This window comes from Frankia sp. RB5, from assembly GCF_059816245.1.
Genome location: NZ_JCBATA010000076.1, coordinates 1 through 23,207 on the forward strand (window position 1 = coordinate 1; position 23,207 = coordinate 23,207).

At 71.2% G+C, this 23,207-nt stretch carries 21 protein-coding genes; 8 read left to right on the forward strand and 13 right to left on the reverse strand.

Annotation, left to right across the window (positions count from 1 at the left end):
• Positions 1-764, forward strand: a 764-nt coding sequence (locus tag AC6EXY_RS28600; RefSeq protein ID WP_499818538.1) for a hypothetical protein, incomplete at its 5' end; no start/stop codon positions are given.
• 243 nt (positions 765-1,007) lie between these two features.
• A complete protein-coding gene (locus tag AC6EXY_RS28605) occupies positions 1,008-1,226 on the forward strand; it encodes a three-helix bundle dimerization domain-containing protein (RefSeq protein WP_101830601.1) in 219 nt (72 codons plus the stop codon).
• Positions 1,227-1,820: 594 nt separating this feature from the next.
• Here AC6EXY_RS28605 and AC6EXY_RS28610 read toward each other — a convergent pair.
• Positions 1,821-3,221: an MDR family MFS transporter gene (locus AC6EXY_RS28610; protein WP_499818537.1), complete on the reverse strand. Its 1,401-nt coding sequence runs from the start codon at positions 3,219-3,221 to the stop codon at positions 1,821-1,823.
• Positions 3,222-3,303: 82 nt separating this feature from the next.
• Between AC6EXY_RS28610 and AC6EXY_RS28615 the strand changes: the two genes are divergently transcribed.
• The 3 genes from AC6EXY_RS28615 to AC6EXY_RS28625 all read left to right on the forward strand — a co-directional run bounded on the left by AC6EXY_RS28615 (position 3,304) and on the right by AC6EXY_RS28625 (position 5,736).
• Positions 3,304-3,924: a TetR/AcrR family transcriptional regulator gene (locus AC6EXY_RS28615; RefSeq protein ID WP_499818536.1), complete on the forward strand. Its 621-nt coding sequence runs from the start codon at positions 3,304-3,306 to the stop codon at positions 3,922-3,924.
• A gap of 535 nt (positions 3,925-4,459) precedes the next feature.
• Positions 4,460-5,257: a thymidylate synthase gene (locus AC6EXY_RS28620; RefSeq protein WP_499818535.1), complete on the forward strand. Its 798-nt coding sequence runs from the start codon at positions 4,460-4,462 to the stop codon at positions 5,255-5,257.
• On the forward strand, positions 5,254-5,736 hold the full coding sequence (locus AC6EXY_RS28625) for a dihydrofolate reductase (protein ID WP_101830604.1): 483 nt from the start codon (positions 5,254-5,256) through the stop codon (positions 5,734-5,736). The genes AC6EXY_RS28620 and AC6EXY_RS28625 overlap by 4 nt, the downstream gene beginning before the upstream one ends.
• Before the next feature lie 75 nt (positions 5,737-5,811).
• Here the strand turns inward: AC6EXY_RS28625 and AC6EXY_RS28630 are convergent, their stop codons facing one another.
• The 3 genes from AC6EXY_RS28630 to AC6EXY_RS28640 all read right to left on the reverse strand — a co-directional run bounded on the left by AC6EXY_RS28630 (position 5,812) and on the right by AC6EXY_RS28640 (position 8,161).
• Positions 5,812-5,964, reverse strand: coding sequence for an SDR family oxidoreductase (locus AC6EXY_RS28630; protein ID WP_243407253.1), 153 nt, complete (start codon positions 5,962-5,964; stop codon positions 5,812-5,814).
• A gap of 314 nt (positions 5,965-6,278) precedes the next feature.
• Complete coding sequence (locus tag AC6EXY_RS28635) at positions 6,279-7,571, reverse strand: MFS transporter (protein WP_499818533.1); 1,293 nt, start codon at positions 7,569-7,571, stop codon at positions 6,279-6,281.
• Positions 7,572-7,627: 56 nt separating this feature from the next.
• Positions 7,628-8,161, reverse strand: a complete 534-nt coding sequence (locus tag AC6EXY_RS28640) for an RrF2 family transcriptional regulator (protein WP_101830606.1) — start codon at positions 8,159-8,161, stop codon at positions 7,628-7,630.
• A 438-nt stretch (positions 8,162-8,599) separates the two neighbouring features.
• On the opposite strand from AC6EXY_RS28640, the gene AC6EXY_RS28645 reads away from it, so the two are divergent.
• The 3 genes from AC6EXY_RS28645 to AC6EXY_RS28655 are packed head-to-tail and all read left to right on the forward strand — an operon-like array spanning position 8,600 to position 12,662.
• On the forward strand, positions 8,600-9,826 hold the full coding sequence (locus tag AC6EXY_RS28645; RefSeq protein ID WP_101830607.1) for a CaiB/BaiF CoA transferase family protein: 1,227 nt from the start codon (positions 8,600-8,602) through the stop codon (positions 9,824-9,826).
• Positions 9,826-11,778 carry an acetoacetate--CoA ligase gene (locus AC6EXY_RS28650; protein WP_101830608.1) on the forward strand — a complete coding sequence of 651 codons (1,953 nt, stop codon included), beginning with the start codon at positions 9,826-9,828 and terminating at the stop codon, positions 11,776-11,778. The genes AC6EXY_RS28645 and AC6EXY_RS28650 overlap by 1 nt, the downstream gene beginning before the upstream one ends.
• Positions 11,775-12,662 (forward strand): HpcH/HpaI aldolase/citrate lyase family protein, encoded by an 888-nt coding sequence (locus tag AC6EXY_RS28655; protein WP_499818532.1) that lies wholly within the window; start codon positions 11,775-11,777, stop codon positions 12,660-12,662. The genes AC6EXY_RS28650 and AC6EXY_RS28655 overlap by 4 nt, the downstream gene beginning before the upstream one ends.
• An 89-nt stretch (positions 12,663-12,751) precedes the next feature.
• Here AC6EXY_RS28655 and AC6EXY_RS28660 read toward each other — a convergent pair whose 3' ends face one another.
• From AC6EXY_RS28660 to AC6EXY_RS28700, 9 genes are all read right to left on the reverse strand, one after another.
• Positions 12,752-13,867 carry an NDMA-dependent alcohol dehydrogenase gene (locus AC6EXY_RS28660; protein WP_101830610.1) on the reverse strand — a complete coding sequence of 372 codons (1,116 nt, stop codon included), beginning with the start codon at positions 13,865-13,867 and terminating at the stop codon, positions 12,752-12,754.
• Between the two features lie 81 nt (positions 13,868-13,948).
• Positions 13,949-14,443 (reverse strand): flavin reductase family protein, encoded by a 495-nt coding sequence (locus AC6EXY_RS28665; protein ID WP_101830611.1) that lies wholly within the window; start codon positions 14,441-14,443, stop codon positions 13,949-13,951.
• The gene (locus tag AC6EXY_RS28670) at positions 14,440-16,125 is read right to left on the reverse strand and encodes a flavin-containing monooxygenase (protein WP_499818531.1); all 1,686 of its coding nucleotides are present in this window, start codon (positions 16,123-16,125) and stop codon (positions 14,440-14,442) included. Before AC6EXY_RS28670 ends, AC6EXY_RS28665 begins: the two co-directional genes overlap by 4 nt.
• Before the next feature lie 87 nt (positions 16,126-16,212).
• Complete coding sequence (locus AC6EXY_RS28675) at positions 16,213-17,316, reverse strand: alpha/beta hydrolase (protein ID WP_499818530.1); 1,104 nt, start codon at positions 17,314-17,316, stop codon at positions 16,213-16,215.
• A 169-nt stretch (positions 17,317-17,485) separates the two neighbouring features.
• Entirely contained in the window at positions 17,486-19,420 is a 1,935-nt protein-coding gene (locus tag AC6EXY_RS28680; RefSeq protein WP_499818529.1) for a GAF domain-containing sensor histidine kinase, read from the reverse strand.
• Between the two features lie 28 nt (positions 19,421-19,448).
• Entirely contained in the window at positions 19,449-20,111 is a 663-nt protein-coding gene (locus tag AC6EXY_RS28685) for a response regulator transcription factor (RefSeq protein WP_101830046.1), read from the reverse strand.
• Positions 20,112-20,213: 102 nt separating this feature from the next.
• Complete coding sequence (locus AC6EXY_RS28690) at positions 20,214-21,065, reverse strand: SDR family NAD(P)-dependent oxidoreductase (protein ID WP_101830045.1); 852 nt, start codon at positions 21,063-21,065, stop codon at positions 20,214-20,216.
• A 51-nt stretch (positions 21,066-21,116) separates the two neighbouring features.
• Positions 21,117-21,962, reverse strand: a complete 846-nt coding sequence (locus AC6EXY_RS28695) for a mycofactocin-coupled SDR family oxidoreductase (protein ID WP_279354584.1) — start codon at positions 21,960-21,962, stop codon at positions 21,117-21,119.
• The gene (locus AC6EXY_RS28700; protein WP_165818209.1) at positions 21,959-23,107 is read right to left on the reverse strand and encodes an LLM class flavin-dependent oxidoreductase; all 1,149 of its coding nucleotides are present in this window, start codon (positions 23,105-23,107) and stop codon (positions 21,959-21,961) included. The genes AC6EXY_RS28695 and AC6EXY_RS28700 overlap by 4 nt, the downstream gene beginning before the upstream one ends.
• Positions 23,108-23,207: the final 100 nt, after the last annotated feature.

A 23,207-nucleotide genomic window follows, 5' to 3' on the forward strand; every position in this document is an offset into this window, starting at 1 on the left:
CCAGCACCGCGACCTGCGGTACTCGGCTCTGTGGCCGAAAACGGGCGTTCGGGGACGCCGCTTCGGAGAAACCGGCTGTGGACATTTCCACTGCTTTGGCCGCGTATCTCGCCGCTCTCACGGAATCACTGGACGAGCCCGGCACAGATATCTCACAAACCCTGCGACGACTGGCCGCCGACATCAAGATCGCGGTCCACTCCTACCTTGGGCTCTCGGCCATGTTCTCTGTCGGCGGACGGCGCCTGGAATTCACCGCGCTTGAGGAGGACGCCGAGGCCGAAGACATCCGCGCCTCGCTACGCATATCGCTTCCGCCGAACGTCACCGGATCCGAAGATCCCGCGGCCACCGCTTCCCTGATCCTCTTCGCCGCGACGCCCGGAGCGTTTCTCGACCTCGCGACCGATCTAAGCTGGCTCGCCGGGAGCCTCGGCGGCCTCGACACCGCCGCCTTCGTACTCGACGAAGACCTCACGGTGCCACACGATCCGGCGACACGCAGCGAGCTGAAAGCCTGTTCGAGCATCGACCAGGCCATCGGCGTGCTGATCAGCCAAGGCAACACCCTTGAACAGGCGCATCAGCACCTCGACCTGTTGGCCGCCTACACCCGCGTCGATCGGCCCACTGCGGCCGAGACAATCCTCGCCGAACTAGACCCGCCGAGCACGGCGGCCCTGCTCGCTGACGAACGGCGCCCGGCGCACGCACACGGCCCCGGCCGGGGGCCGACACCCACCCAGCCGCCACGAGACCCGTAGCGCCGGATCCCAGCCACCGGAATCGGATGAGATAACGAGGGCGAGCGATCTGGGGCCGGCGCCGGTTCGCGACGTAGACTCAACGTTGGGCTGGTAGGTGGCAGTCGCCGCTGACGGCCCCAAATTCCTGGGGCCACTGTTCCCGGGAGAAGGAGCCGTCGTGGCCACCAGCTCGCTCAGGTACGACGCCACCGATAGGTCAACGCAACACCGCCGGATCTCGCTCGGTCGAGGCAAAGCGTCATGAACTCGATCCCGGCGCCGGATGAACTTCCCGAGCGGATCACAATTCTGATTCAACGCCTCCAAACCGCCTACGACGGGACGGTGCCAGGCCCTACCGTCGAGGCGGTCGTGCGCACCTGCTACGCACCGTTGGCGCACGCGACGATCACGCACTACGTCCCGAACCTCGTCGAACACGCGAGCCGGGAACGGTTGCAACAGTTCATCACGTCCTAGACGCTCAGCCGCCTTACCGGCGAACCGACGCCGCCGCTACTCGGGAAATCAGCCCCGAGGCGCAGTCGTGGATCAGTCTGATCCGGGTCGCCGCCATCGAGCGGGGTGACCAGCGACGCCATTGCCCGGCACCCCAAGTCGCAACGCCAAAGGCGTAGGTACGCAGAGTGTCCGGGTGGGTATCAGGTGCGTTGCCCTCCCGGGAGCCTCGTCTGGTCGGCCGCCGGGCGTTGAACTCGTCGAACATCCACTTGGGGATGAGCGGCTCGTGGACCGGCTTGGGTGACCAGAACCACTTCTCCGGGGGTTGACCGCGCCGCGCCGGGAGCTACTCGATAGCGGTCAAGATCGATATGTAGCCTGTCCGCGATCGCTCCGTAGCCCAGCCGCCGGTAATGACGCCAATGCGCAATCTGCGTGACGGCCTCCCCGCGCCCCATCTGGTTCGAGCTGGTCCGACCGCCGCGAGTGACCGGACCACCCGGTCGCTGTTGCGCTCCGTCTCGTCGACGGATCTGGGGCCTGGTCGGCCAGAGATAGGTCCCCCGCCCTCGGCTGCGCCTGCCGCCAGGGCAGGCATTTATCTCCGGTCCTTCAGTCCGATCGAGTTTCCGGTGCCAGGGGCAGGAGCAGGGCGGGGATGAGGGTCAGCGTGGTGAAGCCCAACACCCACCAGAAGGTGTCGGCGAACGCGATGGCTGGGGCGTCGTGGTGGTGGGCCAGCCGGTTCTGCAGGATCGCGGCGAGGACGGCCGCGCCGACCGACGCGCCGATCGTCTGCACGGTAATGATGGCGCTCGTCGCGCCGGGGATGTCGAGCGGCGTCAGTCCCTCGTAGGCCGCGGCCGACACCGGGACCGCGACGGCTGCTACTGCGGTGCCCCAGACCAGCAGCGCCGCGCCGATGATCACAACGCTGGTGTGGGCGTCCAGCTGGGTGAAGGTGAGTGCGCTCAGCGTGCTGAGGGCGATGCCGGCGAGGACGACGGGGCGGGCACCGATTCGGTCGGTGAGCCTGCCGACGTAGGGCAGCGCGAGCGCCGTGCCGAGGCTCTGCGGTGCCAGCAGGAGTCCAGCCGTCAGTGTGCTGTAACCGCGTACCTCCTGGAAATACAGGGGCATGAGGATCACCACGCCGAAGATCGAGAGCCGGGACAGAAAGTTCAGCGTCGACGCGGCGCTCAGCGGCCGGTTGGCGAACAGCCGAGGGTTGAGCAGCGGCGCGACATCGCGGGCGCGTAGCGAGTGAGCGGTGAAGACGGCGAGCAGGACGATGCCGCCGGCCAGGAGGGGAAAGCGGTGCGTGCCGGCGGACAGGCCGTAGACGGTCAGCCCGAGCGCGGGGGCCAGCAGAGTCAGTCCCGTCACGTCGAGCCACCGCCCTCCGCTCTCGCGTGGTCCGTCGTCGGGGATGGCGCGCCGGGCCAGTATGACGGCGAGCAGGCAGATCGGGACGTTGACGTAGAAGATCCAGCGCCAGCTTCCGCTGTCCACGATCAGGCCGCCGATCAGCGGTCCCATGATGGGGGCCAGCTGCCCCGGCATGGCAACCAGAGCCATGACACGGCCTCGCTGGCTGGGTTCAGACACCCGAGCCATGATCATGATGCTCAGTGGCACGATCATCCCGCCGCCGAGGCCCTGCAGGGCACGGAAGGCGATGAGGCTATCCACAGACCACGCCAGTCCACACAGCGTCGAGCCGAACAGGAATGCCGACAGCGCGAACAGCCACATGGTGCGGGTGCCGAAGCGCTCGGCGAGGCGGCCGGTGACGGGGATGACCACCGCGATGACCAGCAGGTAGGCGGTACTGACCCACTGCACCGTCGTGATGGACGTGTGGAAGGTGCGAGCAAGGTCGGCCAGCGCGACCGCGACCATCGTCATGTCCAGCATCGCGGTGACGGCGCCGACCACGATGACGATGCCGAGCTTCCGGACATCTGGGTCCAGGCGGGCGGTGATCGGGGCGCCGGTCGTCGTGTCTGCCACGGACAGCGACACTACACCGTGCAGTGTAGATAGAGAAGGCTACACTGCACGGTGTAGTGACATCGTCGGGAAGGAACGCGCGGTGGCCGACACCGTCCGCCAGGGCTCGCCCGCCAAGCGCGCCGCGATCGCGCGGGCCGCACTGGACGTCTTCGTCCACGAGGGCTACGCACGCGCCAGCGTCGACGCCATCGCCGTCGCGGCGGGAGTCTCCAAACGCACGATCTACGACTACTACGGCGACAAGGAACGGCTGTTCCTGTCCGCGATCCGCGAGACCATGGCGGCACAGGAGGCGGCCTTCCACGAGCTGCTGGACCGCACGCTCGGCGAGGTCACCGACCTGGAAGCGGCGCTGACAGCCTTCGGCCGCGCTTTCGCGTCCGAGATGGCCCGCTCGGCGGAACGCGCAGCCGTCATGCGTCTCATGATCGCCGAGGCGGCACACTTCCCGGACCTGGTCCGGGCCGCGCCCGAAGACCGCCCGGTCCAGCGCGCCCTGGCCGACCGGCTCGCCGAACTCACCGAACAGGGCCTGCTCGACGCCCCCGACCCACTCGAAGCCGCCGAGTTCCTCGGCCTGCTGCTGACCGGGCGCGTCAACCACCGATCCTGGTACGGCGCCGCGCCCCTCGATGACACCGAGATCGACCGGCTGGTCGCCGGAGGGGTGTGGGTCTTCCTACGCGCCTACGGCCGCTGAGCCCGGCAGGCCCGAACCAGCTTTGTCTACAGCATCGCTCGCCGCCAGGCCGCCTTCCAGCAGACTTCGGCCCCGCCAAAGCGGCGGTCGGAACCCCGCGAGGCAAGGGTAGTTCGAGGTGGCAATGCTGCAGAGGTGGCCGACGCCGCGTCGAGGATTCCGTTTTCACCGCCGCCGGATGGGTCGCCTTCCTCGACGGCGTCCGCGACGGCGAGTTCGACCTGTAGCGGTCCTGCTACACGCCTCGGGCTCGGAGCAGACACTCCGCCGGAGCACCTGCCCCATGCTGTGCTCCGCTCCGCGCGGATCGCCGAGGCTGCAGTCGCCACGGCGATCGGGCTCGCGGAGATACGCGAGGAGCTGTCCAGCCGCTGACTCTCATGAAGATCCCAGCCTGATTGGACCGCCGGGCCGTCTGGGGTCGGCCGCCGCGTCGACGTCGGCGGCGCCCAGCGAAGCCCGCGACATCAGGCGGTGCGCGTGGTGTCACTTCCGTACTCGCTCGCGGTTCAGCCGGTACAGCTACGCTCGCGGCATGCCGGACACGCAGTATGAGGATCTTCTGCGCCGCGTACTCGCCGAGGGCGCCCACAAGGCGGACCGCACGGGCACGGGCACGCGGTCGATCTTCGGTCATCAGCTGCGTTACCAGCTCTCCGACGGCTTTCCGCTGATCACGACGAAGAAGGTCCATTTCCGGTCGATCGCCTACGAGCTGTTGTGGTTCCTACGCGGCGAGGGAAACGTCTCGTGGCTGCGGGAGAACGGTGTCACGATCTGGGACGAGTGGGCGGCGCCGGATGGCGATCTCGGCCCGGTCTACGGCGTGCAGTGGCGGTCGTGGCCGACCCCGGACGGCGGCTACATCGACCAGATCAGCGAGGTGCTGCGTACGCTGCGGGAGAACCCCGACTCGCGGCGGATCGTCGTCTCCGCGTGGAACGTCGCCGAGCTTCCGCGGATGGCGCTGCCGCCGTGCCACGCGTTGTTCCAGTTCTACGTCGCGGGCGGCGAACTGTCCTGCCAGCTCTACCAGCGCAGCGCGGACCTGTTCCTCGGCGTGCCGTTCAACATCGCGAGCTACGCGCTGCTGACCCACCTGATCGCCGAGCAGGTGGGCCTCAGCGTCGGGGACTTCGTCTGGACCGGTGGCGACTGCCACATCTACGACAACCACACCGAGCAGGTCCGTGCCCAGCTTGCCCGCGAGCCGCGCCCGTTTCCCACGCTGAGTCTGAAACCGGCGGACAGTCTGTTCGACTACACCTACGCGCACCTCGCGCTCGACGACTACAACCCTCACCCTGCCATCACGGCGCCGGTGGCGGTGTGATCGGGCTGGTCTGGGCGCAGTCAGCGAACGGCGTCATCGGCCGCGACGGCTCGCTGCCCTGGCACCTGCCAGAAGACATGACGCATTTTCGCGACCTGACCACAGGCACGACCGTGCTCATGGGCCGTCGTACCTGGGATTCGCTACCGCAACGGTTCCGGCCGCTGCCCGGTAGGCGCAACCTCGTGCTGTCGCGCACTCCGCAACAGGAAGCGGAAACGTTCCCCGACCTGCCGCAGGCGCTCGCCGCGGCGTCCGGAGACGTGTGGGTCATCGGCGGCGCGGCCGTGTTCAGGGCGGCGCTGCCGCTCGCGGACCGGATCGTGGTCACCGAGATCCGAGAGCTCTTCGAAGGCGATACCCACGCCCCACGCATCAGTCCCCCGCCGGACTCCACGGGAGCGTGGCAGACCTCGTCGACCGGCCTGCGCTACCGGTTCCTGACCTGGGACCGAGGCAGAAGATCGGCCGGCATCTGACAGCGAACCAGGCCCTCAGCGATCTCGGGAGGAGGCTCTCAACTCCGCGCCGGCAATGCAGGGCGCAGGTGATCGTCAGTAGCCGCGGGCGCTTGGGCGGTTCTGGGCGCCGTCGACGGCGATGTTGGTTCCGTTGATCCAGCTGGCGCGGTCGGACAGAAGGCAGGTGACGACGTCGGCGACTTCGTCGACGGTACCGAGGCGGCCGGCAGGAAAGTCGCGGCGCACGAACTCGGCGAAGTCCTCGGGATGCTGCTAGGAGTAGCCGTCCCAGCCGCCGCCGGGGAAGAGGACAGAGCCCGGGCTCACCGCGTACGGACTCCGGCCCCGCGCGGCGCTATGTCACGCGCATGGCTGGACCCTGCAGGAGGCCGCCGGTCGGATCAACGCTCACACGGCTCGGGCCGGCACTGATTCGCAGGGCAGCGCCGCGATGACCGGCTCGCGGCTGTGCGAGTGGGAGGCGTGGCCGGGCCCGAGCGGGAAACGTCCCACCCCCAGGCATTGACCTTGCCAACCGATGTGTACGGAACCGACATCCATCACCTTCTCGACCTCGACGATCGGGAACACCTCACCGCACAGGACCAGATGCTGATCAACTCGCCATCCGCCGCATGACCAGCTGGAGTCCGGCGGCGGACGGTGAATACCTGAGCAGCGACGCCGAAGACGGCGACCGCCGCGCATGCCAGCGGCAGCGCGCGGAAGTGGCCGTCGGCGATGCGTCCGCCGGCCAAAGAGCCGAGGGTGATCCCCAGGTACATGGCGCTCTGGTTCCAGGCCATCAGCTGGGCGGAGTCGGACGGATGGTCGGAGACGAGCTGGGCCTGTTTGGCGGGAAAGGCGGTGTAGGCGGCGAAGGCGAGCAACGCGACCGCGAGGCAGGTGGTGACCGCCGCGCCGGAGAGACTCGCGGTGAACGCGACGTCGGCGACGGCGAGCAGCAGGAGTGCCGCCCAGGTGGTGCGGGCGGCACCGTGGCGGTCAGCGATCCGCCCGCCGAGGAACGTGGCGGCGACAGCGCACAACCCGTAGACGATCAACGACGTGTTCACCCAGGCGGTGGACCATCCGGGCCGGTCACCGAGGCCGGCCGACAGATAGGTGTACAGGCCGTAGACGGCTGCCGCCCAGCAGGCGGTCGGCGCGACGGCACGGGCCCGCCACACGGCACCGCGCCTGACGGGCGCAGCGACGGCACGGGCTGCCTGGGTGTCCGGCCAGATTCCGCGGGCGGCGACCAGGACGACGAACACCGCCCGCCAGCTGGTGTGCCGTGCGACCAGGCCACCGAGCGGGGCGCCGGCCCACAGCGCGGACAGCAGCCCCGAGGTGGCGATCCCGAGCCACGACGCCCGTCGCCCCTGGGGGGCGCTGCTTGCGACCAGGGTGAACACCGTGGCCGTGGCGCCGGAGACGAACAGGCCGGTGCCGACCCGAGCGGCCAGCAACGTCCAGAAGGTGGGGGCGACGGCGGTCAACACATTGCACACCGCAAAGCCGGACAGGGCCAGGACCAGCACCGCGGGCGGCGATACCTTCACCGCTCGCCGACCCCACGCGGGTGCCGCGACGACGTAGGCCAGGGCGAAGACCGTCACCGTCAGTCCGGCCGTACGCAGTGACACGTCGAACCGGGAACGCCAGATCGGCAGCAGGGGTGAGACGACGAACAGATCGGTACCGATGACGAACAGCGCCAGCCAGCCGGTGATCAGCGCGCTCCACCGCGGCCGGTCGCGCGTCTCGGGCCGGGGACAGGGCGCATCACCGTGGTCTGGCGCGGCCCCGTCGAGACGGACCTCGCGCGCCGACGCGGACGAAGCCTCCACAGGGAAACGGACCGCCCTGGGCTCTGGTACGTCTCGCCGGGCCGCGCCGTGGCCCGTCACCCGTCCGCTTTCCTGTTCTGCTCGTCTGTCTGCCCCCGGCTTCGGGCGTCGACGGTCTCGCGTAGCCAGCGAGCGGTGGCGGTAACGGCTTCGGGTGCCTGCCGGCGCGAGGCGGTGACGATGTCGGCGATGGTGGTCGACGCCAAAGCGTGCCGCCACGCGTCCTCCGCGGACGACACCGCAGCCGCGATCGCGCAGGGCGCCCGGTAGTTCGCCGGCGGCAACGCGGCCGGCCCTCGCTGACGGATCTCGGTGCACAGGAACACCGGGCTGGAGCCCTCGATCGCGTCGACCACGTCGAGGAGCCGGATCTGGTCCGCGGGACGGCCGAGTCGATAGCCCCCGCGTGGGCCGAGGACGGACACAACCACCCCGGCCTTCGACAGCGCCTGGAGGTGTTTGGCCAGGTAGGCCGGGTTACCACCGTGCAGCGCAGCGAGCTGCTGCACGGGTAGCGCGCTTGCGTCCGGCGCCTCCGCGAGGGCATGGCAGCAGTGCAACGCCCACTCAACCCCCTGGCCAAGTCTCATATCCCGGATAGTACATCACCGGAATATTGCTTCGCCTGGGTAGACGCGCCGCGGGTCGGGTCGCAGCTAGAGCGCGATCGCCATGACGGACGGACGGCCTGAGCGACATGCAGTGCGAGGAGCTCACCCGCCTACTGCGGGCCTCCGGCCTGGGCGCCGGCACCCGTGCGGAGTCCTTCCTCCACGCCCTGGTGGGAGCCGCCCAGATCGCCGAGGTCCCGGTGACCGCGGCGATTGGCCCTCGCCAGCGACCGGATCACCGCGGTGATCCCATCACGGTGGCCCGGCTACTGTCGCTCGCGACAGTGTCGGCGCCCACTCGCCGCGGCATACGGTCCACCCGTGGATCCGGGCTCGCCTCGGCCCGTCCGCCGTCGCGGCGCGTCCCGCCACGAGACGGCTGGTCGGCGAGATGGCTGGTGACGAAGGGAATCGACAATGAGCACGCCGCGTGCTGGCGACGGGACAGGACCGTCCGGCGGGCCGCTCGCCGGAGTAAGGGTCGTGGAGTTCGCGCAGGTCATCGCCGGTCCGCTGTGCGGGACGCTGATGGCCGACCTGGGCGCGGATGTCGTCCACGTCGAGCCGCCGGGCGCCGGCGACAGCGCCCGGCGGATGGGACCGGCGAAGGACGGCCACCACCTCTGGTGGAAGGTTCTCGGCCGCAACAAGCGCTCCGTCACCCTCGACATGCACGCCGAGTCCGCCGGTGAGCTGGTGCAGCGCCTCGTGGAGTGGGCCGACGTCGTCGTCGTCACCTTCCGGGCCCGGACGGTGGAGCGGTTCGGGCTCGACTGGGAGTCGGTGCACCGGATCAACCCGGGCGCCGTGCTCCTGCAGATCTCGGGCTACGGCGAGAACACGTCCCTGCGTGACAGCCCCGGTTTCGGGAAGATGGGTGAGGCCCGCAGCGGCCTGGTTCACCTGACCGGGTTCCCGGACGGCCCGCCGGTGCACACGGGCTTCTCCCACGGCGACGCCGTGACGGGGCTGATGGGAGCATTCGCCGTCTGCGCGGCGCTGGTCCGGCGCGCGAACCACCCCGAGCACCGCGGCGAGTGGATCGACCTCGCCCTGTTCGAGCCGCTGTTCCGGCTCGTCGAGTGGCAGGTCATCCTGCACGACCAGCTCGGCACCGTTCCTGGCCGCTCGGGCAACGCGCTCGCCGTCGCCCCGGCCGCGGTGATCGGCTGCTATCGGACCTCCGACAACGCCTGGGTCACCGTCACGTCGGGTACGCCCCGGTCGGTGACCAACGTCGTGCGTCTGCTCGGCATGGACGCCGCGGCGCTGAGCGACCCGACCACGCAGGTCGCCGCGCGCGCGGAGATCGACACCGCGCTGGCGAAGTGGATCGCCGCACGGCCGGCCGACGAGGCGGTCGCCGCGCTGGTCGCGGCCGAGGTCGTCGCCTCCCGGGTCCTCGACGTCGCCGACATCGTCGCCGACCCGACCTACGCCGAGCGGGGGGACATCGTCACCGTGACCGACGCGGACCTCGGCGAGGTCCGCATGCAGGCGGCGCTCCCCCACTTCCGCACCGACCCGGGCTCGGTGTGGCGGACCGGTGCCGCGCTCGGCGCCGACAACGACCTGGTCTACCGCGACTGGCTCGGCCTCGCCGCGGACGAGCTGGCCACGCTGCGCTCGAGCGGGGCGATCTGATGGCCGCGCCGATCTGGACTCCCGGCCCCGCGCAGCTCGAGTCGTCGCACCTCGCCCGGTTCACCCGCTGGGCCGGCGAGCGCCACGACCGGACCTTCGCCGACTACGACGCGCTGTGGTCGTGGTCCGTGCGGAACCTCGAGGACTTCTGGGCGGACATCGCGGAGTTCTTCGGTGTCCGGTTCCGCGAACGCGCCGACCGGGTGCTCGCGGACCCGTCGATGCCCGCGGACCCGTCGATGCCCGGGGCACGCTGGTTCGCCGGTGCCACCCTGAACTACGCCGAGCAGGTCCTCGCGCCCGGGCGGGGCACCGGGCCCGCGGTCCTCGGGGTCGGCGAGGACGTGCCGACGGTCGAGCTGACCTGGCCCGAGCTGCGCCGCCAGGTCGCCGCGCTCGCCCGCACGCTGCGCGCCGCCGGGGTCGGCCCCGGCGACCGGGTGGTCGGGTACACCCCGGACGTCGTGGAGGCGGTCGTCGCCTTCCTGGCCGCGGCGAGCATCGGCGCGACGTGGGCGAGCTGCGGGCAGGAGTACCCGGCGAGCGCCGCGGCCGACCGCCTCGGCCAGCTGGACCCGGTGGTCCTGGTCGCCGCCGACGGCTACCGGCACGGCGGGCGCACCCACGACCGCCGCCACGCGGTGGCGGCGCTGCGGGCCGCCCTGCCCACCCTGACCGCCGTCGTCGGCGTGGCCCGCCTCGGCGTCGGGCTGCCCGACAGCATCCCGTGGGAGGCCGCGACCGCGGGCGAGCACGAGCTGACGATCGACCCGGTCCCGTTCGACCATCCGCTGTGGGTGCTGTTCTCCTCCGGCACCACCGGCGCGCCGAAGGGCATCGTGCACGGGCACGGCGGCATCGTCCTGGAGCACCTGAAGAACCACGCCCTGCACCTCGACATCGGCCCCGACGAGACGTTCCTCTGGTTCACCTCGCCGAGCTGGACGATGTGGAACATGCAGGTCTCGGGCCTGCTGCTCGGCGCGACGATCGTCTGCCACGACGGCAGCCCGGGGCATCCGGCGGCGGGCGACCTGTGGCGGGTCGCCGCCGAGGAGGGGGTGACGGTCCTCGGCACCAGCCCGGCCTACCTGCGCGCCTGCGAGACGGCCAGCGTGCGCCCGGCCGCCGAGCACGACCTGTCAGCGCTGCGCGTGCTCGGCTCGACCGGCTCCGTCCTCCCGCCGGACGCCTACCGCTGGGTGCGCGACCAGGTCGGCGCGGACGTCATGGTCGCCTCCATGTCCGGGGGAACGGACGTCTGCGGCGCCTTCGCCGGAGGTGCCGTGACCGTCCCCGTGTGGCCGGGCGAGATCTCGGTGCGTGGCCTGGGGATCGCGCTGGCGGCCTTCGACGAGGAGTTTCGCCCGGTGGTCGGGCAGGTCGGCGAGCTGGTGGTGACCGCCCCGACGCCGTCGATGCCACTGTTCTTCTGGAACGACGCCGACGGAGCCCGCTACCGGGCCGCCTACTTCGAGCAGATCCCCGGCGTGTGGCGACACGGCGACTGGATCACGGTCACCGAGCGCGGGTCCGTGGTCGTCCACGGCCGGTCGGACTCGACGCTGAACCGCAACGGGATCCGGATGGGCAGCGCGGAGATCTACCAGGCCCTCGCCTCGCTCCCCGAGGTCGTCGACTCGCTCGTCCTCGGCGTGGAGCAGCCCGCGGGCGGCTACTGGATGCCCCTGTTCGTCGTGCTCGCGCCCGGGGCCGAGCTGGACGACGCCCTGACCGAGCGGATCCGGGTGACCATCCGCGAGCGCGCCTCGCCGCGGCACGTCCCGGACGACATCCGGGTCGCGCCGGGCGTGCCCCGCACCCGGACCGGGAAGAAGCTGGAGGTGCCGGTGAAGCGGATCCTGCAGGGCGCCGGGGAGGGGCTTGTGGATCCCGGCGCCGTCGTCGAGCCCGAGCTGCTGGCCTGGTACGCCGCCCAGGCGCGCCGGTGAGCACGCCGGTGAGCACGCCGCCGGTCCGGTCCCTGCTGTTCGTGCCGGGCAACCGGACCGGCTGGGTCGCCAAGGGCGTCGACGCCGGGGCCGACGGGGTCATACTCGATCTGGAGGACGCCGTCCCGTCCGGCGCGAAGAGCGACGCCCGCGCCGAGGTGGCGGGGTTCCTGGGCGAGACCCCGCCCGCGGTGCCCGTCGTGGTCCGCGTCAACGGCCTGCACGACCGCGCGGCCCTCGACGACCTGTGCGCGGTCGTGGGACCCGCCCTCACCGCCGTGATGGTCCCCAAGGTCGAGTCCGTCGCCGACGTGCACGTCGTCGACCGGCTCCTCGGCTGGCTGGAGGCCGACCTCGGGCTACCGGTGGGCGGGATCCACCTCGTCCCCGTCCTGGAGACGGCGGCCGGCATCCGCCAGGCCCATGATCTCGCCCGGGCAACGCCGCGGTCCGCCTACATGGGCGGCCTCGGGGTGAAGGGCGGCGACGTGGAACGTTCCCTCGGCTATCGGTGGACCCCGGAGGGCATCGAGACCCTGGCGCTGCGCGCCCAGGTCCTGGTCGATCTCCGGGCCGCCGCGGTGCCCAACCCGGTCGCCGGGCTCTGGACGGACATCCGCGACCTGGATGGGCTCCGGGCGTTCGCCCGCCAGAACCGCGGACTCGGCTATGAGGGCATGCTCGCGATCCACCCCACCCACGTCGCCGTCATCAACGAGGTGTTCACCCCGACCGAGGCCGAGCTCGACGCCGACGCGGCACTCGTCGCGGCGATGGAGTCCGCCGCCGCCGAGGGCCGGGGGGCGGTGCGGCACGGCGGCGACATGATCGACGAGGCGATGGCGGAAACCGCCCGCCGCCGGCTGGCCCGCTACCGCCCGTGACCGCGCCCGCGTCCCGCCGTCTCCGGACGGGACGCGGGCGACGTTCCCGGGCAGGGCGCGCCGGCCACGGTGCCGCTCACGCGGGCCGCTCAGTCGTCGTAGACGACCACGCCGCGGACGTTGCGGGCGGCCCGCAGGTCGGCGAATCCCTGGTTGATGTCGGCCAGCCGGTAACGAGTGGTGATCATCTCCTCGAGCTTCAGCTTGTCGGCCCGGTACAGGTCCAGCGCGGCCGGGATCGCGGCGCGAGGACTGCGCGAGCCGTAGAGCGCGCCCTTGAGCTCCTTCTCGTACAGGGTGAGGTCGAGCAGGCTCAGGTTGGCGCTGCGCTGGCCGGACGGGGCGACGGCGACGACGGCGACCCGCCCCTTCTTGCCCACCAGCTCCATCGCGGGGGCGATGTACTCGGCCTCGGCCAGATCCGTCGTGAGGATCGCCGCGTTGGCCATCCGGTTCCAGCTGATCTCCTGGACGAGATCCCGCGCCTCGTCCAGGGTCGCCACGGCATGGGTGGCTCCCAGCGCGAGGGCCGTCGCATGCTTGTCGACGACCGGCTCGACGGCGACCACATAGCGGGCCCCGGCGATCGCCGCGCCCTGGATGGCGGCGGCGCCGAGACCCCCGACGCCGATCACCACCGCGATGTCGCCCGCCCGGATCCCGGCGGTGTTCAGCGAGGCTCCGAGGCCCGCGGTGACGCCGCAGCCGACCAGGGCCGCGGGGACCAGCGGCACGTCCCCGGGGATCCGGAGCACCTGGGACTCGTGCACCACGGTGTGCCGCGCGAACGTCCCGAGCAGGCACATCGTGGTGATGCCGGTGCCGCCGGCGCTGAAGCGCAGGGTGCCGTCGGCGAGGGCACGACCCTCCCGCCTCCCGGCCCCGCGGTCGCAGAGGTTCTGGTTGCCGTCAGCGCAGGACGGGCAGCGGCCGCACGCCGGGATGTAGATCAGGACGACGGGGTCGCCAGGTTGCAGATCGGCGACCCCGGGCCCGACCTCGACGACACGTCCCGCGCCCTCGTGCCCGCCAATCGCCGGCAGCGGCTGGGGCAGCGCCCCGTTGACCATGTGGTCGTCGGTGTGGCAGATACCCGAGGCGGCGAGCTCCACCAGCACCTCGCCCGCCATGGGCGCTCCGAGCTCCACCTCCTGGACCTTCCAGTCCTGCCCGGTCTCCCACAGCACGGCGGCCTCGGTACGCATAGCTTGCTCCTCTCGGCCCAGGGCGGCCTTTACCCAGGGCGGGCTTTAATCCGCCGGTCGTCGACATGTCGTGGGCGATGCCTACTCGGTCCGGGACAGGCTTTCGAAACGTCCCTGGTAGAAGAGCAGCGGCCGCCCAGGACGGACGTCGAGCCGGTGGACGTGGCCCAGGACAATGGTGTGGTCGCCGGCCTCGGCCTCACCGGTGATCTCGCATTCCACGGTGGCCAGGGACCCGTCGAGCAGCGGTGCGCCGCCATGACCCGGGGTCCAGGTGACGCCGGAGAACTTGTCCCCACCGGAGATCGCGAAGGTTCGGCACAGCTCGCCCTGGTCCTCGGCGAGGATGTTCGCGGCGAAAATCCCCGCGCGGCGGATCCGCGGCCACGTCGTGGAGGTGAGACTGGGCGCGAAGCTCACCATGGGCGGATCGAGCGACAGGGACTGGAACGACTGGCAGGAGAATCCCACCGGATCGTTCCCGTCAAGCGCCGTGATGACGGTGACGCCGGTGCAGTAATGGCCGAGCACATCTCGGAACCGCTGCTCGGAGACGTCGACAGGGCTGGCTCTCATGGTCTTTTCTCCGCGTGTTTCGACAGCGCGTGGTCGAGGACGAAGTCCGCGCCGTAGCCGCGCGCGGCGGAGTCGTCGCAGCGCGCGCGGTAGGTGTGCAGCCCGGCCGCGTAGGGCAGAAAACGGCGGGGCTTGCCGGGCACGTTCGCGCCGGCGAACCACGACTCCGCCTTCGGGTACAGCGTGGCGGCGGCGATCTCGTCGACCTGTACCGCCCAGCGTTCGTCCGAGTCCTCCGAGGACTCGATCGTGTGAATGCCGTCGCGTCGCAGGCTGTCGATGCAGTCGATGATCCACTCGACGTGGTGCTCGATGAAGGCGAGGACATTGCCCAGTACCGCCGGGCTGCCGGGCCCGTTCACCAGGAAGAGGTTCGGGAAACCGGCCGCCATCAGCCCGAGTGTGGCCCGCGGACCCGTGCGCCAGTAGTCGCGCAACGAGCGGTCCGCACGGCCCCGTACGTCGATCGCGGTCACCGCGCCGCTGATCGCGTCGAACCCGGTGGCGAACACGATCACGTCCGTCTCGTACAGCGTGTCGCCGGTCTGGATGCCGGTCTCGGTGATGCGTTCGATCGGGGTCTTGCGCAGGTCGACGAGTTCCACGTTGGGACGGTTGTAGGTGGCGAAGTAGTCGGTGTCGAGGCATAACCGCTTGGCCCCGAGGGGGTAGCCGTAGGGGGTCAGCGCCGCCGCGGTGGCCGGGTCGTCGACGATCTCGCCGATCTTGTCCCGGACGAAGTCGGCGAGCGAGGCGTTGACCTCCTCGTCGACGAGCATGTCCGAGTAGGCGCGCAGCAGCGGCGACGCGCCCCCCTCCGCCCAGCCCGCCTCGTAGGCCTGTCGACGCCGCTCAGGGGGCACGCCGCGGCCAGGAGAAGGCTCCCGGCCGCTGGGCACCCCGGAGGGGGCGATCCGTCCCCGGGCGCGGCGCCGCGCGTAGGTCGCCTTCACCTTCGCCAGCTCCGCCTCGGAAAGCGGGCGGTTGCGGGCAGGGACGCTGAAGTTCGGTGTCCGTTGCAGGACGACGAGGTGGTCGGCCTCCCGCGCGATCATCGGGATTGCCTGGATTCCCGTGGACCCGGTGCCGACGACCGCGACCCGCCTACCCCGGAGATCCACTCCCCCGGCGGGCCAGCGCGCCGTGTGGTACCATTCGCCGCGGAAGTCGTCGAGACCGGGGAGGTCCGGCCGGTTCGGGACGGACAGACCGCCCGTGGCCATCACACAGAACGCGGCCGTGACCGTTTCGTCGGTGTCGGTGGTGAGCGTCCAGGTGAGCGCGTCCTCATCGAAACGGGCAGCGGTGACCCGGGTGTTCAGCCTGATGTGCCGGCGCAGGTCGAACCTGTCCGCCACATGGTTCAGGTAGCGCAGGATCTCGGGCTGCGAGGCGTAGCGCTCGGTCCACCGCCATTCCTGCTGCAGTTCCTCGGAGAACGAGTAGGAGTAATCGATGCTCTCCACGTCACACCGGGCGCCCGGGTACCGGTTCCAGTACCAGGTGCCGCCCACCGATTCCCCGGCCTCGAGCACCACGACCGTCAGCCCCAGAGTCGTCGCGCGATGGGCCAGGTAAAGACCCGCGAAACCCGCGCCGACGACCGCGACATCCGCGTCGGCTCCACCTTGTTTACCACCCCGTCCGGCCATGCCGCCCGTGTGGACCGCGCTTTCCTTCACCTCGCCCCTCTTTCTGCGCCGTGGGATTGCGGGGCGCACACGCCGGGCCTCCTGGTGGTTTCGGTCACAGCGCCCATGGTCTCGAAACTAGGCCTTCTCGGATTCCAGGTGTCCTGTCTCAACCGTCAGTCCGGGCCGCCTGGGGACGGCGGGAACCCGGCGCGCCGCGCACATGTCCACGATCGCGGCGCTGACGCTGCGGACGGCGTCGACCGCGGTGTCGAGCGCGCCGACCAGGGAGAAGAACCCGTGTGCCATCGAGTGGTAGCGGTACACGGTGGTCTCGACGCCGGCGTCGGCGAGGCGGCGGGCGTAGGCGAGGGACTCGTCGCGCAGCGGGTCGTACTCGGCGACGACGACGACCGCCGGCGGCAGGCCCGCGAGGTCGCCGACCAGGCCGGGCGACGCGTCCGGGGACGCGCGGTCGCTGGCGCGGGGCACGTACTGCGACCAGAACCAGTCCAGGTCGTCGGCGCTGATCAGCATCTGGTGCGCGTGTTCGGTGTACGAACGCGACGTCATCCGGTGATCGGTCACCGGGTACACAAGCACCTGCAGGTCGATCCGGGAGCCCCCACGGTCCCTGGCCCGGCGGGCGACCACGGCGGCGAGGTTCCCACCGGCGCTGTCCCCCATGACCACCAGCCCGGCCTCTGGCGCCAGCCGGTTCGCCACCCAGGCCACGGCGTCCTCGGCGTCGTGCACGGCGGCGGGAAAGCGATGCTCCGGCGCGAGCCGATATCCGACGCTCAGCACCTCGCAGGACGTGAACTCGGCGATGGTCCGGCACAGCCCGTCGGACTCGTCCAGCCCACCGACGACCCAGCCGCCGCCGTGGAAGTAGACCACCACCCCCGGCGCCGGGTCGGAGCGCGGCCGATAACGCCGGGTCGGCACGATCCCGTCGCGCCCGGGGATGTCGACCCGCTCGACCGAGGCCATCTCGGGTCCCGGGGCCGCGCCGTCACGCAGGGCGGCCGCCCTGGCCCGGCTCGCCGCGGCCCCGGCCTCCCGCATCGGGACCGTGGACCGCCGGCGCATCCGGGCCAGCAGCCAGCGTAGCTGGGGATCGGGGGGATCGGGGGGATCGGGGGGATCGGGGGGATCGACGGGTTGGCGGGCCAGGACGCCAGCCCGCCGGTCCACCACATCCTGGTCGGCGTGCCGGCCATCGGAGTCGTGTCCCGCCATCCCTGCGTGCTCCCCACGGTCGTCGCGTCGGTCGGCGTGGCCGGCCTGTGCCCTGGTCGTCCATCCTCGGTGACCCGCCCGGCCCATCCCACTGACGGTTGCGTCAGTCCGTAGCGGTGGTGCCAGCCCCGCGAGGGCGCCGGGCCCTGCCCGTCGGTCCCCGGCCCGCTCAGGGAGCGACCGAGACGATCACCTCGGTGCCGCCGCCGGGGCGCGCGCGCACCGCGAGGCAGCCGCCGTGCTCGGCGAGCCGGCGGCGCACCGCATCCAGGCCGTACCCGGGGGTCACTCTCGCCGGGAACCCGACGCCGTCGTCGGCGACCCGGAGCACGACGCCGCCTGTCGCCGTGACGTCGAGGTCCACCCTGACCCGGCACGGCCCCGCGTGCTTCGCGGCGTTGATCATCGCCTCCCGCGCCGCGGCGAGGAGGGCCGTGGTCCGCCGGATGTCCAGGTCGACGCCGCCGGTATCGCATCCGGGGGCGAGGACGATGTCGGCGGCGAACTGCTGGCCGACCTCCTCCGCCACGGCCGCGAGCCCCGTTCCCAGACCCGCCCCGGGCCGCGCGGACGGGGCGAGGTGGTGGATGGCCTCCCGGATCGATTCCTCGCTCCTGACCAGCAGGGACAGTGCCCGCGCCGCGGTCGGGCGGGCGGGCGACGCCTCGTCGAGCTGTTCGAACAGCCGCTGCAGGGTCAGTTTGCCGCTGAACAGAAGCTGGACCGTGCGGTCGTGAATGTCGTCGGCGATGCGCTCACGTTCGCGGGCCCGTGCCTTCTCCGCCTGCTCCCAGCGATACCGGTCGGTGGTCCAGCCCAGCGCGATGACATCCGCCATCCGCCGCACCGCGGCCTGTTCGGGCTCGCGGAACGGCTCGCAGGGAGTCCGGAGCATCGCCAGGTGGGCCCGCGACGCGCCGTCGACGAGGATCGGGGCGTGGAGGGTCACCCAGCCCAGCTCGCCGGGTGCCTGCGGCCTCGACATCGCCGACCGGATGCCGGCCGAGCCGATGTCGACCTCGCCGAGGAACTCAACGTCGCGTCGCACGACCGCGGGATCGGCGCGCCCGGCGACCAGCCGGGGCTGGTCCTCAGCGAGGAAGGTGACGACGGCCGTCCGGCAGTCCAGGACGGCGCGCAGCTCCTCGAGGAACGGGGCGAACTCCGAGAGCTGGACACCCGAGGCGATCGCGGTCGCCGCCCTGCCCAGGACGGCGGTCACCCGCTCGCGGCGCCGCAGCTCCAGGCGCTGGTGTACGTGGGCCACCGCGCCCGCGACGAAGGGGGTGAGCCGCTCGGCGAGCCGGGCGTCCGCCTCGGTGAACCCGACCGGCTTGTTCGCGACGTGCACGACCCCCAGCGGGCGCCCGCCCACGATCATCGGCAACGTCATGAGACGGCTGATCCCGAATCCCTCGACCCACTCGACGAACCGCGGGATGTCCGTCCGGGGGTCGTTCGCGAGCATCGTTCGGCCCGTCCGGAAGACCGCGGCCGCGGCTGTCGTGATCTCGGTCCGGCTGACCTGCGAGGACGCCACCAGTTCCGCCGAGGCCCCGAACGAGCCCGGCAGCGCCTGCAGATAGCCCTCGTCGTTCATCTCGGCCACCCCGACGGACGTGCCGTCGACGAGCGGGGCGAGGACCGCGGTGATCCCCCCGAGCAGCTGGTCAAAGGTCTCCGCCGTCAGCGCCAGCTCCGCGAGCAGCTCCGCGCCCGACAACACGAGCCGGTCCACCAGCGGCGTGGCCGACCGCGGCCGGTCCAGGAGCAGCTGGGCGGTCCTGGCGAGGACGCGCAGCATCACCGCGGTGCGCGGGTCCAGCGTCGTGTCGCCGCTCCAGACCACCTCGAGCCAGGCGGCGGCGCCTCGCTCGCCCGCGACGGCCACCAGCGCCCTGGTGTCGCCGTCCACGTCCACCCCGCTCGGCACCGGCGAGCACAGCGTCGCCGACGGCTCCTCGGCCAGGTCGAGCGTGCGGGCGACGGGAACGACGCCGCGGCCGGGGCTGCCCCATGTGGCGAGGACCCGCCGGCGGTCCCCGTCGCGCAGCTCGACCGATCGCGCCCGCAGGACCCCGGCGGCCCGGCGGGCGAAGCCCACGGCGTCATCGGACCGGTCCGGAGCTGGATCAGGCGCTGACGGCATCGGATCCGGGCGCGATGAGGGCCTCGCGGATCGCGGTGGCGATCAGTTGCGAGTGGGTCTTCACCCCGAGCCGCTCCTTGACCCCGCGGATATGGAAGCGGACGGTCGACACCGACAGGTTCAGCCGCTTTCCGATCTCGCCGTAGGTGCAGCCTTCGGCAGCAAGTTCCAGGACGCGCTCCTGCTGCGGGGTGAGCAGGCGCCGCCGGTCCGGCGCGGTGGCCGCCGAGTACAGCCGCTGCACGGTGGCCGACGTGCTGCAGACCACGAGACCGTCGCCGCCCGACGCGATCCGCCCCAGCACGGTACGCAGCTCGTCCAGACCGGCCGCCTTGGTGACGAACCCGGCGGCGCCCGCGGCGAGGCACCGCTGGACGACGTCCTCGCTGAGATAGCTGGTCAGCATCACGACCTTGATCCCGCGGTGGGCGGCCACCAGATCGGCGCAGAGGCGGTCACCCGGGGTATCCGGGAGACGGTAGTCGACCAGCATCAGGTCGGGCCGGAACCGGCGCAGGGCCGCCAGCGCCTCGTGGCCGGAACCGGCCTCCGCGACGATCTCGATGTCCAGGTCCGCGGTTGCGGACAGCGCCAGCCGCAGCCCTTCCCGCACGACCTCGTGGTCGTCGACGACGCAGATCCTCATCTCACATCTCCTCGTTCCACGCCCGGACGGTAGACCGCGCGACCTGTCACCGGAAGCGGGCTACGGGGCGTGACGGTCCGGGTGCCCGGTCCGGGCAGCCGGTCAGTTCACGCCGGCCACCAGGCCGGACGACCGGGAGTCGGCGGCCAGCGGGGACTGCTGGGCGAAGCCTCCGTCGACCCTGATGACCTGGCCGCTCACGTAGCGCGCGGCGTCGGAGACGAGGAAGGCGACGACCTCGGCCACGTCGGCCGGCTCCCCGACGTACGGGGTGTCGCAGTGCCGCGCGTACTCGTCGATCAGCTCCTGCCCGATCGCCAGGCTGGGTGGGCTGAGGATCAGTCCCGGCGCCACCGCGTTGCACCGGATGCCCTGCTTGCCGTACTGGGTCGACACCGACCGGACGATCTGGTTCACCGCCGCCTTGGCCGCGCCGTACACCGTCAGGTTCAGCTCACCCATCTCGCCGGAGGTCGAGGAGGTGCAGACGATGCTGCCCCCACCGGTCCGGAGCATCACGGGAATGGCATGCTTGCAGCCGAGCATCGTGCCGAGCACGAGCGTGCTGAACACGGCGTGCCAGGTCCCGGCCTCCATCCGGGTGATCTCGGGGTCACCCGGGTCGAACAGGCGCTCCAGGTCGGCGGCGTTGTTGTGCAGGATGTCGAGCCGCCCGAACTCGCCGACGGCGGTGGCGACCATCCGCTCGACGTCGGCCTCGCTGCGGACGTCGACCCGCACCGCGACGGCCTGGCCGCCGTTCTCCCGGATCTGTTTCGCCCGCAGCTCGGCCGCCTCGCCATGCAGGTCGGCCAGGACGACCGCGGCACCCAGCGAGGCGAGCTTGGCGGCGACCGCGCTGCCCTGGCCCGGTAAGTGAAGCTGGTGGTCGCCGTGGAACGATCCGGCCCCGGTCACGATCGCGACCTTGCCTGCCAGAATCCCGCCGTTCATTGTCGGATCCTCCGTACGGAGATCAGCGATGGGTGATCAGAAATGGGGTGATCAGACCTTTGTGACGATGCCCGCGTCCACCGGCAGCGTGGCGCCGGTGATGTAGCGGGCCTCGTCAGAGGCGAGGAACAGCACGGCGTTGGAGACGTCCACCGGGTCGACCCAGGGCACGGGCATGGAGTTCATCGCCGTCGAGGGCTCGACGATGTCCTCCCTGGTCGGGTTCTCCAGATCCGGTCGGAACATCCGGTAGATCTCCTCATGCATGATCATCGGAGTGTCGACCTGGGTGGGATGAATGCTGTTCACCCGGATCATGTGGGGGGCCAACTCGTTCGACAGCGCCCGCATGAGGCCGACCGTGCCGTGCTTGGCCGACACGTAGTGCGCCAGGTTCGGCGGCGCGATCAGGCCGGCACCCGAGCTGATGATCACTATCGAGCCCGAGCGCTGTGGCAGCAGGTACCGCACGGCCGCCTTGCAGGTCTGCCACACGCCGGTCAGGTTGATATCGATCATCTCCTTCCACGCCTGCTCGGTGATCTCGTGAGCCGGGGCGTAGCTGGCGATGCCCGCGTTGGCCACCACGATGTCGAGCCGGCCGAGCTCGTCAACGCCCTGGCGCAGGGCGGCCTCGATGTCGGCGGCGTCGCGGACGTCGGCGACCGCGGTGACCACCCGGCGGTCCCGCTCCCTGACCAGCCGCGCGGTCTCAGCCAGGTCCTCCTTCGTGGACATCGGATACCTGACGCTCGCCACGGGAGCGCAGATGTCGACGGCGATGATGTCCGCGCCCTCCTCCGCGAGCCTCAGCGCGTGGCTGCGCCCCTGCCCGCGGCCGGCCCCGGTGATGAACGCGACCCTGCCCTCGACGCGGCCCTTCCTCACGACGTTCACCGGGCCTCCCTCTCCGCCTTCTCCGCCGCGTACTCCCGGCGGGCCTTCTCCTGTGCCGCGGCCAGCTTCTCGCCGGTCGCCCCGAAGCGAGCCATCGACTCGACACCCGCCAGCCGGGGCGCGACCTGCCCCGTGAAGTGCGGGAACACTTCGCGGGCCAGCAGCTCGAAGGAGTCCCGCTGGTGGCGGGGGGAGGCGACCTCACAGTTGCCGATCACGATCGAGCCGAGCCCACCGGACTTCTCGACGATGGTCGCGATCCGCTCACGGGCCATCCGGGGCGTGCCGATGACGAAGATGGACTCGTTGAGCTCGTCCACGAGGGCGTCGAAGTCGTCCGGGTCGCTCTTCACGATCGGCAGGATCGTCAGCATGTAGCGCGCCCAGTCCTGCAGGCCCCAGCGTGCCTGGGCGCGAGCCTCCTGCTCGGTCTCGGCGATGTGCATCATGTGCAGCGCGCTCCACCGCTGTCTGTCCACTGTCTGCCCGTGTGCCGCCGCGGACTCCTCGGCGATCGCCCAGGTCTGGGCGATCGGGTTGTCCTCGACGGTGCCCAGGACCCCGAACTGGAACAGCCCGGTGCCGTACTTGCCCGCCAGCCGCGGCCCGGACGGTGACAGCTGGGACGCGACCCGGATGTCGAGCCCGCCGCCGTACGGCCGCAGGTGCAGCTGTGCGTCGTTGATCTCGAACCAGTCCGTCCTGCGGGTGACCGGGCCGTCGAAGCGCAGCAGCGCGAGGATCGCCTCCAGCGCCTCCTCGGTCATCCGCCGCTGCTCGAGCGGGTCGACCCCGATCATCTGGGCGTCCTGGGCCAGCGAGCCAGCCCCGATCCCCCAGAGCAGGCGGCCCTTGAGCATGTGGCTCAGCTGGACGATCCGGTCCACCAGCATCAGCGGGTGGTGGTACGGCAGCGAGCTCACGCCGGTACCGAGGGTGATGTTCCGCGTACGCTGACCCGCGGCGGCGAGGAACAGCTCGGGCGCGGCGATGTTCTGCCAGCCGGTCGAGTGGTGCTCGCCGATCCAGACCTCGTCGTAACCCAGCCGGTCCAGATGCTCGATCAGCTGCAGGTCGTCCTCGAACTGCGTGCTGGGGTCGATCCACGGTTTGTGATACGGAAAGATCTGTACACCGAAACGCATGAGAACGGCTTCTCCTTCATCCTGCTGCCCGCGGGCTGTGCCCCGCGGGCCGCGGCCCGCGGAGTCCGGCGCGCCGCGCCTGATGCCGCCGGCCGGCTGC